This window comes from candidate division WOR-3 bacterium (assembly GCA_039801725.1).
Taxonomy (GTDB): Bacteria; Hydrothermota; Tepidihabitantia; order Tepidihabitantales; family DTDR01; genus DTDR01.
This window is the reverse complement of sequence record JBDRVE010000005.1, coordinates 18,754-31,355: the sequence shown is the minus strand read 5'-3', so window position 1 is coordinate 31,355 and position 12,602 is coordinate 18,754. Positions and strand designations below refer to the sequence as shown.

Annotated in this window: 10 protein-coding genes; all 10 read right to left on the bottom strand. The window is 31.1% G+C overall.

The annotated features are described in order from the left end of the window. Nucleotides 1-218 precede the first annotated feature (218 nt). Complete coding sequence (locus ABIK75_01945) at nt 219-539, bottom strand: hypothetical protein (protein MEO0089857.1); 321 nt, start codon at nt 537-539, stop codon at nt 219-221. Nucleotides 540-541: 2 nt separating this feature from the next. Beyond that, the gene (locus tag ABIK75_01940; GenBank protein ID MEO0089856.1) at nt 542-2,935 is read right to left on the bottom strand and encodes a prolyl oligopeptidase family serine peptidase; all 2,394 of its coding nucleotides are present in this window, start codon (nt 2,933-2,935) and stop codon (nt 542-544) included. Between the two features lie 162 nt (nt 2,936-3,097). Further along, entirely contained in the window at nt 3,098-4,021 is a 924-nt protein-coding gene (locus ABIK75_01935) for a 4-hydroxythreonine-4-phosphate dehydrogenase PdxA (GenBank protein ID MEO0089855.1), read from the bottom strand. Beyond that, a complete protein-coding gene (locus ABIK75_01930) occupies nt 4,022-4,705 on the bottom strand; it encodes a hypothetical protein (GenBank protein ID MEO0089854.1) in 684 nt (227 codons plus the stop codon). A gap of 58 nt (nt 4,706-4,763) precedes the next feature. Next, nucleotides 4,764-5,591: an ABC transporter permease gene (locus ABIK75_01925; protein ID MEO0089853.1), complete on the bottom strand. Its 828-nt coding sequence runs from the start codon at nt 5,589-5,591 to the stop codon at nt 4,764-4,766. A gap of 3 nt (nt 5,592-5,594) precedes the next feature. Continuing rightward, nucleotides 5,595-6,419, bottom strand: coding sequence for an ABC transporter permease (locus tag ABIK75_01920; GenBank protein MEO0089852.1), 825 nt, complete (start codon nt 6,417-6,419; stop codon nt 5,595-5,597). Between the two features lie 3 nt (nt 6,420-6,422). Then, nucleotides 6,423-6,809: a hypothetical protein gene (locus tag ABIK75_01915; GenBank protein ID MEO0089851.1), complete on the bottom strand. Its 387-nt coding sequence runs from the start codon at nt 6,807-6,809 to the stop codon at nt 6,423-6,425. 1 nt (nt 6,810) lies between these two features. Further along, nucleotides 6,811-9,252 carry a leucine--tRNA ligase gene (leuS, locus tag ABIK75_01910; GenBank protein ID MEO0089850.1) on the bottom strand — a complete coding sequence of 814 codons (2,442 nt, stop codon included), beginning with the start codon at nt 9,250-9,252 and terminating at the stop codon, nt 6,811-6,813. Beyond that, a complete protein-coding gene (gene holA / locus ABIK75_01905; GenBank protein MEO0089849.1) occupies nt 9,246-10,196 on the bottom strand; it encodes a DNA polymerase III subunit delta in 951 nt (316 codons plus the stop codon). The genes leuS and holA overlap by 7 nt, the downstream gene beginning before the upstream one ends. Nucleotides 10,197-10,248: 52 nt before the next feature. Further along, nucleotides 10,249-11,967 carry a hypothetical protein gene (locus tag ABIK75_01900; GenBank protein ID MEO0089848.1) on the bottom strand — a complete coding sequence of 573 codons (1,719 nt, stop codon included), beginning with the start codon at nt 11,965-11,967 and terminating at the stop codon, nt 10,249-10,251. Nucleotides 11,968-12,602: the final 635 nt, after the last annotated feature.

The following is a 12,602-nucleotide window of genomic DNA, read 5'->3' as shown; positions in this document are numbered from 1 at the left end:
ATGGAAAGTATCAAAAAATAGTTTTGCTGCCTTATAAACAAGATTATCTTCTCTTTTTATTTTCTTGCCAAAAACTTTAATAATAATCTTTTTTTCTTTTAATGGGAAGAAATAGAGTTCATCAAAAAGATTTATTGGGATTAAAATCGTTTCAATATTATGATAACCATCTTTTCTTTTGTTTAATACAAATAAGCCAAAATTTATTTTCGCTGGTGTTATAATCCGCAAACCGGACATTTTTCCTCTATACCCGCTGGTGGAATTGGATGGTCTTCCCTTAAGAAATTGGAATTATCTTTATATTTATGGAAGTATTTACATTCCAAAAGATACCCCTCTTTAGGACTGACGACATATTCGTAAGAAAAAAATTTTCCCATATCAATATATTTTTTTAACTCTTTTGCCAACTCTTCGTCACTTCGACCAACATAAATCACTTCTTTTTTCTCATTATAGATAAGAAAAACTCCGATTCTTTTAGGATGAATTAATAAAGCAATTTGAATTAAAGTCAAGGGATAAGGTCCCCGCATTATTATTGGAAAAAACCCATTTTGAGAACACCGCCCAGCCCCTTTTCTTTTACTTCGGAATTAAAAATAACATAATCGGGCATCCCTACTGCCGAAGATAATAAAGAAAAATAAGTAGAAAGAGAAAGATTTTCCAAATTTGTTCCGGAAGAAACCAAAATAAATTTATCTTTATTTAAAGGATTAAAATAGATAAACCGATAAGCAAACTCTTGTTTTAAATCCTTAAAAATTTCTTCTTTTATCTTCTTTAATTTTAACCTCTCGGCCAGATAGTTATAATTTTCATCGCCAAAAACTATTAAATTATAACTTTTTGCTAATTCATTATTAATTAAAGTATCGGGTAAAATTAAACAATAACCATTGCCGTAACGGTACCATAAATAACTTTCCCTCAAGGCTTGAGAATAAGTAATTTTATAAGCAGTGTCTGATTTTGTTGAATAAACTAAGATAAAAGGTGAAAAATATGCCTTTTTCATTGTTCTTAAATGTTTCCTTTCTAATCTTAAACTTTTCTTTATTTGCCATTTTTTATTCTTGACTAAATAAATAGGTGAAAAAGTGGAAGATTTTAAAATATTCTCGTCAATCTTAATATATATTTTTCCTTTCCCTTTTAATTCCGGAATTAGATAGATTTTCAAAACTTTAACATTACTTGTATTTATAAATATGGTTTCGTTTTTTATTTCACAAGAAACTTTTATCTCCCTGCCAAATTCTTCCTCTTCTAAAACTTCTAACCAATAATTTTTATTACTAATATCTAAATCATAGGTTTTAAAACCAATCTTTTTGGGAAAAGGTTCCCTTTCGTTTTCTTTAAAGAAATTGATGATATCTGGGTCGTCAACACAGACAATATTGGTATCCGGTAAAGTATACCAATGTTTTACATTAGGAACTTCTTTGTATATCTTTTTAAAACCTAATCTTTCTAACTCAAAATTAAACATCCGACCAAAAAGAGGTGGTACATTATCATCTAAGGAACCATGAAAGATAAATATTGGTAAAGAATGAGCATTTTCTAAGTAATGGATTGTCTGATAGGTCTTTAAGATTTTATCCCTTAAAGCAATTATCTCTGGGTCAGCATATATTAAACTTTTTTGGAAAAGCCAAGGAACATAAGATTGATGGGAAATCCAACCAGCACCCGGAGCGATTGCGGCAAAGAGAGAAGGATTTAATAACCCAAATACCCAACAACCATGCCCACCCATGGAATGACCAGTTAAATATATCCGATTTGTATCAATGGGATAATTTTTTATTATATATTCTAAAACCTCTTTACAATCTAAATATCCCCAGTCTTCCCAATCAAAACCAAAGGGTCTTCTATTTGTCGGACAGGCAACAAAGGCAAAATCCTTTTTAGAATAAACTTTACAAAGACCAATTGCTTCAACACCCGCTCCGTGTAATGAATAGATTAAACCGTATCTTTTATTTTTATCGAAATTATTTGGATAGAAGATAGCGAAATATTGGCAGGAAGAATCAATTTGGGAGATGAAAGTTACCGAATGGGGCAAGGTTTCGGAAGTGATATAGATTTTAAAAGAATCCCTTACTTTCTCATCTTTTGTTTCAACCAAAAGAGAAATATAAACAATTGAATCATTAAGGTTTAATTTTTTATTATTTATTTTTAATTCTATTGGGAATTTGGTAATCGCAAAGGGCATTAAATATTTATTCTCTTCTTTTAATAACTCATCTTGGAGATAAAATTTTAATTTGAAATTAACCTTCTCTTCGGTAGTATTTAAAAAAGGTATTCCTAAAATAAGCCTTTGCTCTTCTCTCTCTTTTAAAATATCTGGTTTTGTTATATCCTCTTTGATAAGGATAACCTTATTTTTTGGTTGGAAGATAATAAATCTAAAACTCCTTTCACCATAACCACTTACTTTTAATAAGATTGAATTCTTACCTTTTTTAAATTTTACTGGTATTCTAAAAAAGTTATGGCCGTAGGCATCACCCACATAACCTTTACCATTAACAAAAAAACTACCAACCCTTTCTGCCATCACAAGCATTATCTTATCTTCTTCCATTTCAATTTCGGTATAGGCATAGGTAAGATTTAAAACAACACTAAAACCATAAAACTGGATTAAAGTATCCCAAAGGACATTATCAAAAGAAAACTTTACATTTCCTTGGCTATCAGAAACTGTTGATTGCCAACTTGTATAACCTCCTTGGGCTAAACTTGTTGGGAAATTTTGAGTTGTATCAATGCCAAAATAGAAATTCTCTTCTTTTATTCCGCTAATCCCTTCTCGAGGCGCAACTAAAAAAGGTCCTAAATAATAATATCTTTCAGGAATTATTGTATCTTTTAGTTGTAAAAGAAAGAGAAAGAAAAACAACATTACCTAATTATAATGCCAAAACTCATTAAGTCAATAATCTTTTAAACTTTCTATAAGTTGTTGAAATTTAAAACTTAATTAAATTCAACTTTTTAGATAAGTACTATCTGCTATATTGTCTTTAAAGATTCTTGGAAATTAATTTTTACTGATTTTAAAGTATTAATTTTTATAAAAATAAAATTTCTTATACCATTTTAAGGCAAGTCTTATTGCCATTATCATACTTTTCTCGTCTGCCTGATTTTTACCGGCGATATCAAAACCTACTCCGTGTAAAGGCGAAGTCCTGATAAAAGGTAATCCCAAGGTGATATTAACTCCTTTTCCTTCGCTTAATAGTTTTGCCGGTATCATTCCTTGGTCATGGTATAAAGCAACATAGCCATCGTAATTTCCTAAAAGATAAGGTAAAGTATCGGCTGGCTTTATATCATAATAACCAGGAAATAGGCTAAGTCTTTTTATTGCTTTTTTTATTATCTTTTCTTCTCCTAAACTGAATTCAAAAAGATGGGGATTAAAGGAGAAGAAAAGAATCTTTGGCTTTTTTATTCCTTCAATCTTAGAAAGAAATTGGTATAATAATAAACTGGTTTGATAAATTTTTTCAGAAGTTAATTCTTTTTTAACTTTTGCTAATGGTAAATGAAGGGTAACAAAGGCAACCTTAAAATATTTGGTATAGGCAAGAAGGCAATAATTTTTAATATTAAAATTTTCCGCAAAAAATTCGGTATGACCGGGATATTTAAAATCAATCTTCTTTAAATTTTCTTTTGATATGGGTGCAGTTATAATCCCAAAGAATTTCTTTTCTTTAATTAAAGAAATAGCCGTTTCTAAGGAATTTAAAGCATAATAAGCAGTCTCTTTTGTTGGTTTGCCAAATTGGAAATCAATATCTTTTAATAACTCTAAAAGATAAGGTTGGTAATCAATTTCTAATTTTAATTTCTTTCTGGTCTTCTCTAAAACTCCTTGTGAGCCAATTATTTTTATTTTATCTGGCGAAAAATGTCTTATCGCCTTTAAAACTATTTCCGGTCCAATTCCGGATATTTCTCCTAAGGTTATTAAAAGCAATTATTTTACTTTATATGCCATTAATTCCTCAGTTACGTAACCAGTAATTTCTAATTTTACAAACCCAACTCCCGTTTTTACCCAAACATTGCCACTTAAAGTCATAATAGTCTGCCATTGATTGGTAGAAGAATACCATAATTTACCGGTAGCAGTCATCTGAGTCCGATAACAGTCTTTAAAACTGCCGGCTAAAACACTCACATTCTCTTTGGTAATAATTGTGTACTCAGTCTTTATTGACATAGAATCATTTATTCCATCTCCATCGAAGTCCCATTCTTCAGTTTTTTCTTCATAACCAACCCAATTATCACCAATTTTTGGCTTTTCAGGAAATACTTTTTCGCTGATAGCATCTTCTGGATAATAGAACCATAAATAATCATTTTTATAATAGTAAATTCCAGCGGTATCGTTATCATACGAGGAGAAAACAACATAACCATCAACCCCTTCTATCGTTTGTTTGCCAACAATCTTTAAAGTATCAATATAAGTTGCCGGTGATTTAGAAAGTCTTTGAAAAAGATGAGATTTTAAACCTTTCGGCGAAAGCATAGTTTGGGTAGTAATTTGATATGCCCACCAGTTATCAACCGCTAAGGGCATTGGTTCTTCTTCTTTTTTAAACAAAGTACAGCTTAAAAAGATTAAAAAAATAAACACTGTTAGTTTCTTCATTTTTCCTCCTTAATTATAATTCATAATAATGAAAATCTTATTAAAAATTTAAAAAATGTCAATAAGTATGTAATGTCCCTGCTTTTCTTGTTTTTTTATCAATGAGATAAAAAACGATTAATCCAAAACTAATCCAAACAATTGTTAATAAAAATAGCCTAAAATAGATTGCTGTTAAAGGAATCTCTAATCTTTCATTTAAAAGAAAGTGTCTTGTGGCAATGATACCATAAGTAGAAGGAATAAAAAAAGATGCCTTTCTTAGAAAAATGGGTAAGACTGCTAAGGGATAGGCGATTGGTGTAATCACCATCATTATTCCCGAAAGGGCTTCGGATACCAGCCAACCCTGTTTTAAAGTTAATGTTAAACCAGCAATCATCATCCCAAAACCATATAAAGATAAAATCATCAAGGCAATAACAATCAAAGAAGGTAAAATCCCCGAAATATTAAAACGTAAAGTAAAGATGAAATTGATAATTATTATTTGAAATACTAAAATTAATGTTTGATGAAGGGTTGAATGGAGTGCCATTCCTAAAGTAAAAACCCATCTCGGAACCGGTGTTGAAAAGACTTGTTCTAAGGTTCCGTAATACTGTTCTTTTCTCAAAGAAAATCCCATTGCCCATAGTGCCATATTCATAAAACCAATAAAAATATAACCAAGCAGAATAAAACTGACAATATCGCCCATTCCCGTTAACCTTTTCAATTCTTGAGATTCCCGACCACCCACAATTGCTATTCCATAAAGCAAATAAGGCAAAAGATATACAATTGGGTCAATAAAGGTTCTTAAAAAATCTGCTTTATAAGATAATTCAATTTTCCATTCTTTTATATTTTCTGCCCAGATTGCTCTAAGATATTTTTTTATCATATTTTAATAACCACCAATCGTTCCCAATTCTCTTGTCTTTTTTTCTAAAAATCTAAACAAGAAAATAGCCAAAACAATTAAAATAACATCAATAACTCCTAAAATTAGAAGAATTTTAGAAAGGGAATAAATATTTTTATTTAACAAAATAATTGCCCGAATTGCTAACAAAGCATAGGTTAAAGGAATAAAACTGGCAATAAATTTTGTTATCGGATTTATCTCCACCGGATACCGAATTGGTGAGAAAAGATAAAATATCCACTCCAATGTTCTAATCCAACCTTCTACCTCTTTTAATAACAAAGTAAAGCCAGCAAAGGCAATAGCAAAACCATAAAAACCAATAAGGAGTAAAAGAATTATCAAAATTATTGGTAATAGTTTCACAAAAGTAACTTTCGCTCCTAAAATTAAAACAATAATTAAGGCTTGAATAATAACAGTAATTGTCGCATATACAAATTCGGTTAAAGTCTTGCCAATAAGAATAACCAAGGGATTAGTTGGGGATAAAATTAGATATTCTAAAGTTCCCCAATAAGTCTCTTCTCTTAAAGAATTGCCAACTCCCCAAAGACCAGAAAAAACATAAGTAGAAACAATTGAACCAAGAAGCAAAAAAGCCAAATAATTTCCGCTACCGGTTAATTCTTTAAAAGGGACAGAAGAGAAACTACCAACTAATGCCTTTCCTTGAAAGATAAAAGGTAAAACCCAAATCAAAGGAAAGATAGTAAAGAAAAGAAAGATAATCGGATAACTTAGCCAGATTTTTGTTAACTTAACAAATTCATAATAAACAACCTCTAAATTTCTTTTTAACATTTTCTATTTTACTTTCTCTCTTAAAATTTCGCATCTACCTTTGGCATTTTGATAAACTTCCGTGCAAAGATGATATAATTCATTTCTTTTCTCTTCTTTTGCCCTTTTTAATTCTTCTAAAAGTTCTTCTCCCTTTTTAATTTCTTCCTTTAATAATTTTATCTCTTCTGGCATCGGCCTTCTCTTTAATTTAGCCAAATTTTCCAAAGAATCAACTTTTAATTTTAAACGATTTAATTTTGCCTCATAAAGTTCAATAACCTTTTTGCTTAACATCTCAGCGCTTATCTCTTCTTTATTTATTTGAGAAAAAAATTCCCGATAATTGATGTAAAAGTAAACCAAAAGGAAAATAAGAATTCCTAAAAGAATAAAAATAAGAGCCCGCATTTTATTCTTTAACTACGATATTTATCAATTTATTAGGAACATAAATAATTCTTACAATTTCTTTTCCCTTTAGCAATTCTTTTATTCTTTCATTTTCTAATGCCAATTCTTTTATCCGCTCTTCTTTTTCATTTCTTAAAACTTCTATTTTTGCTCTTATCTTACCATTAATCTGAATCGGAATTTCTATTTTTTCAAAATAGATCGCTTCTTTATCATAATTGGGAAATCTACTTTCTACTAAAAGATTTTTAAAACCACATCGCTCATTAATCTCTTCGGCAATATGAGAAGCAAAAGGTGAAAGTAATTGATAAAAGATATAAAGAGAATAACAATATACTTCGCTCTTCTCTTCAAACTTATATAAATCATTAAGAAATTCCATTAGAGAAGCAATTGCGGTATTGAATTGAAAACTCTCCATATCTTCAATAACTTTTTTAATTGTTTGGTTTAACCTTATATAGAGATATTTATCTTTTTCATTTTTGATTTGTGGTTTTTTATCTAAGACTTTGAAACCATTTATCTCATAAAGTCGCCAAACTCTTTCCAAAAATCTTTTCACACCACTAACAATCTCTTCTGACCATTCCATATCTTTTTCGGGTGGCGCAGCAAAAAGAATTGTCAAACGAGCAATATCAGCGCTATACTCTTTTAGAAAATCGCCAACCCAAACACCATGCCTTTGGGAAGATGACATCACTTTTCCTTTATATAGAACCATTCCTTGAGTAAAAAGAGAAGCACAGGGCTCATCATAAGCACAAAAACCTAAATCATATAAAACCTTAGTGAAAAATCGGAAATAAATTAAATGACCGGTAGCATGTTCAATACCACCGATATATTTATCTATTGGTAACCAATATTTTGTGTCTTCATAGGTAAAAGGTTTTTCATTATTATGAGGGTCAAGGTATCTTAAAAAATACCAAGATGAATCAACAAAGGTATCCATCGTATCTGGATCTCTTTTTGCTTTTTGGCCACATTTGGGACAGGTGGTATTGATAAACTCTTCGATTCCGGCAAGGACCGATTTTCCTTTCGGTAAATAATCTTTTACATCCTTTGGTAAAACAACTGGTAAGTTTTCTTCTTTCTCCGGAATAATTCCACAATTATCACAATGAATCATTGGAATTGGTGTTCCCCAATATCTTTGGCGAGAGATTAACCAATCTTTTAATCGATAATTTATTTTTCTTCTCCCAATTCCTTTTTCTTCTAAAAATTTAGTTATTCTCTCTATCCCATCTTTTGAAGATAAACCAGTAAAGATACCGGAATTTACCATCACCCCTTCTTCTTCAAAAGCCTTTTCCATATTTTCCGGTTTTAATTCTTCTCCATAAGGATTGATTACCACCTTGATGGGCAAACCATATTTTTTAGCAAATTCAAAATCTCTCTGGTCGTGAGCCGGAACTGCCATAATCGCACCAGTACCATAAGTTGCTAACACATAATCAGCAACAAAAATTGGTATTTTCTCGTTTGTTAATGGATTTATCGCATATTTGTTAATAAAGACCCCTCTTTTTTCTCTACCAATCGCCGTTCTCTCAATTTCGGAAATTCTTAAAACCTCTTTTTTAAACTGATAAACCTCTTCCTCCTTACCAGTTCCTTTAATTACTTCTTCTAAAATCTCTGCCTCAGGAGCGATTGCCATAAAAGTGACTCCAAAGAGAGTGTCCGGTCGAGTTGTAAAAATTCTTAAATATCCTCCGCCTTCAATTGGAAAATCTACTTCTACCCCTTCACTTTTACCAATCCAATTTCTCTGCATTATCTTTACATTTTCCGGCCAATCTAATTTATCTAAATCTTGTAAAAGCCTTTCAGCATAAGCAGTAATCTTAAAAAACCACTGTTCCAATTCTTTTTTCTCAATTATACTCTGACAGGTCTTACGATAACATCTTCCATCAACTACTTGTTCATTAGCCAGTACCGTCTGACAACCGGGACACCAATTAACATATGCCTTTTTTCGATAGGCTAGACCATTTTCATAAAATTTAATAAAGAAATATTGATTCCACTTATAATATCTCTCATCACAGGTCATTATCTCCCTTTCCCAATCATAGCCGATACCCATCATCTTCAAATGTTTTCGGGAAATATCGATATTTTCTTTTGTCCATTCCCAAGGGTGAATACCATGAAGAATTGCCGCATTTTCTGCTGGCAGACCAAAGGCATCCCAACCAAAAGGGTGTAAGACATTATAACCCATTTGCCTTTTATAGCGAGCAATGACATCGCCAATCACATAATTTTTCACATGACCCATATGTAAATCACCCGAAGGATAGGGAAACATTACTAAACAGTAATATTTCTTTCCCTCTCTTTTAGTTTTAAATACCTTTTTCTCTTCCCATATTTTTTGCCATTTTTCTTCAATCTCTCGAAAATTCATAATTTCTCTCCCCAGTTTAAAAGTAAAACTTCCGGCTCACTTTCTCCTCTTTTTATCATTAAATCTATTTTATAAAGATTTTCCAATTTTTCTTTTAATTCCTTTTCTTTAAAAGAAGAATAAAAACCTGTCTTTTTTAAATAAATATTTAACAAATGATTAGCTAAAGAACCAATAAGATAAGATATCTCCTCTCTTTTGGCACTTCCCAAATACCCGTAAAGACTTTTAAAAAACTTTTCTTTATCCTTATAATTTATTGCCTCCAAAATGCTTTTCAATTTTCCCTCAAAACTGTAACCAACAAATTTTTCTATTAACTCCTCACTAATTACCTTCTCTTTTGAATAAAGTTTTATCTTGTTAAACTCGGAATAGATTAAAGAATAATCTTCGCCACAAAGAAAAATCAAAAGTTCTAAGGCACCATTGGTGAAAATATAGCCTTCCTCTTTTGCTTTTTCCATAAAATAAGTTTTTAAATTAGTTTTTGATAAAGGATAAAGATAAATCACATGTTTTTCTAATTTATTTGTTTGAAAAAAACTTTCGTATTCCCTCTCTTTTTGTGGTGATTTTGCTAAATAGATTACCATTGTTTTATTTTTATTATTCCTTAAATTATTAAAAAAGTTTGTAAGGGTTTCTTCTTTATTTTTCTTTCTTTTCTTAAATGCCAAATCAAAATTTTTAATAAACCCTAATTTTATCTCTTCAAAAAAAGATGGCGAATTAAAATTTAAAAGAATATCTTTTAAAGAAAATTCTTTTAAATCGTATTTTTTATATAAACTACCAATATATTCTTCATCATTAAAATAATATTTCTTTAATGCCCGAAGAATATCTTCAATCCTTGCATCTTCTTCACCATAAAGTAAATAAAAAGGTAGGACTTTACCAATTTTAATTTCTTTCAAAACCAGTTCTAATCTTAAATAATTCATAAAATATAAAGGGGAGATGACAAGAATCTGCCACCTCCCCTTTTCCTTTTTATTAATGGAGAATAACTATCTTTTTATAATCCGTCCTTTCTTTGACAAAGTAAATTCCTACTTTTTCCGCTTTTAAAACCTTCTGACCATGAGCATTAAAAATTTCGAAACCCTTTAATTCTTTTAATTCGCTTAATTTCATTATGCTCCTTTCTGATTTTCTAACCGGCATAATAGTAATTTCTTCTTCCACACCTGGTACCATTTCCACCACTGCTCTAATCATCACATCGTGCTTATCCGCTGTCCGATATTTTGCCCAACCAGTTGTGTACTCCCAGGTTCGACGGGAAGGAGTATTTGCAGTATCCATACCAAAGGATGGTTGATTGGCAACATTAGAAATTCCACCAATAAAGAAACCACCTTCATTTATTACTACTGCTGGCGAAATATTTATATTATACCATTGTTGAGTAGAAATTGTTGTTTGAGTAATATATAATGTTTCACCAGGTGAATTATTGGGTCCATTATCTTTTAAAATCAATACACTGATTGGTGTGGCAGAAGTGGCCGAAGCATAAATTCTTGCTTGGGTAATCCGACACGGATATCTCGGCGGAACAAAATGGGCACCGTAGCCACCTGGTCCGTTCCAAGCCCACATTCCGTGAGGAGATGCTAAATCTTCATATCTTAATTCACCAGGATAAGAAACGACCCTTGCCTCTAATCTAATTTGGTCATTATTGGGAACCATATCGCCAGTTAAACCAGTTTTAATATCAATAGCAAATTGACCAGTAGATGTAGGAACCCAGCGCCGATTAAAAGCAACCTCTCTAATTTCACCAGGATTCATTGTTTCAATTGTCAAGGTATCGGCTAAAACAATTGTTCCGGCTGGCATACTTCTCACCCAACAATATACTTTAAAGTTGTTTGCTGGACGATTACCAGTGTTTTTAACCGCTCCCTTTAAAAGAACAGTATCACCTTGATAGATAAATATTCCTTCTGATTGCTCATTCATTACATACCAGCAAGCCATATCATTGACAATATAATTTGTTGACTCTGGTGGGAAAAAGATAATTGCTAAATTAGCATGGGGTAGATTATAGTCGGGCAAACCAGCATGCATATAAGAGAGACCTACCTGCCCCACAACATTCTCAATTCCAATTGTACTAGAACCGGTTGATTGCCAACCACCGTAAGGTTGACCAACTTGGATTAAATACTGGAATCTTATAATACTATCATTTTTAGAAAGAATAATCTGGAAAGAATTCATACCCCCTGTATTCCAGAAAGGAACTGAATCAAATTCAATTATACAGGTATCTCGATTATTTGTCCAATACCATACTGAACCACCTCTTCCTGGGTCTAAATCGCACATCAAAGGAGCAACAATATTATTTGGTCTATTTGGATTAGGAACATTTTGGAAAGGATGGGCAGAAAGGAAATTATCATCAAAGGCAATATAACCATTGGAACCCAAATAAAAACGATTCACCCGATACCAATAATAGGGAAAATCAAAACCAATAGGAAAAGGACCCACTACATTATCGTCTGCCAAACCAGTTATCCTTGTTCCAATACCATTTATTGAAATCCAATTAAAAGTGGGAGCACCAGGACAAGTTGTATCACTATCTAACCAGCGATAACCATAAGCATCCGGACCACCGCCCCCAAAGGAAGGTGTAAATGATAAATTATTAGAAGATAAACTAATTAAAATTACCAACAATATATTTATCATATTTTTCCTCCTTTTATTAATTAAAACCAATAGATTATAATTCATTTTTTCTAAAAGTCAAATAGAAAGAATTTCAGTATAAAATATAGTCTGCCGGCATAATAAAAAAAGTGGTAACCTTTTGGGCTATTTTTTCGTCTTATATATAGAGAATATATAAAAGGAAATAATTATGGTAAAAGATATCTATCAATCTTATAAACAACTTAGAAAAAAGGTTAGGAAATACTTTCCATCTTTTTTTGGCAATTATTCTAACTTAACCTATAGATATTACCTTTTAGAAAGACTGAGAGGGTTAGAATATTTGTTTAATAGAAGATTATTAAGAAAAAGACTTAGAAAGGAGGTGCTTAGCGAAGTATATTTCCTTTAATTAATTGACTAAATAAATTAGCCCTTTCCCATATTTTTCTAAAACCTAAATTAATAAGACAAGGGGATTTTACCTTCTATTGGGAAGGGAACTGTATAGGAGATAGTATAGACTTTAATCTCGAAAAAGATTATAAACTATGATAACCATTAAGAACTAAAAAAATTCTCTATTTTCATTTTTTATTTATGTATTCTATCTGAAAGTTCTTCCTATTCTTATTAACTTATTTTGAGTAATAATCAGGTACCAGTCTATT

Coding starts and splice junctions, on each gene's coding strand:
- ABIK75_01945 (MEO0089857.1), bottom strand. CDS start 539: ATGCGGGGACCTTATCCCTTGACTTTAATTCAAATTGCTTTATTAATT.
- ABIK75_01940 (MEO0089856.1), bottom strand. CDS start 2,935: ATGTTGTTTTTCTTTCTCTTTCTTTTACAACTAAAAGATACAATAATT.
- ABIK75_01930 (MEO0089854.1), bottom strand. CDS start 4,705: ATGAAGAAACTAACAGTGTTTATTTTTTTAATCTTTTTAAGCTGTACT.
- ABIK75_01925 (MEO0089853.1), bottom strand. CDS start 5,591: ATGATAAAAAAATATCTTAGAGCAATCTGGGCAGAAAATATAAAAGAA.
- ABIK75_01920 (MEO0089852.1), bottom strand. CDS start 6,419: ATGTTAAAAAGAAATTTAGAGGTTGTTTATTATGAATTTGTTAAGTTA.
- ABIK75_01915 (MEO0089851.1), bottom strand. CDS start 6,809: ATGCGGGCTCTTATTTTTATTCTTTTAGGAATTCTTATTTTCCTTTTG.
- holA (MEO0089849.1), bottom strand. CDS start 10,196: ATGAATTATTTAAGATTAGAACTGGTTTTGAAAGAAATTAAAATTGGT.
- ABIK75_01900 (MEO0089848.1), bottom strand. CDS start 11,967: ATGATAAATATATTGTTGGTAATTTTAATTAGTTTATCTTCTAATAAT.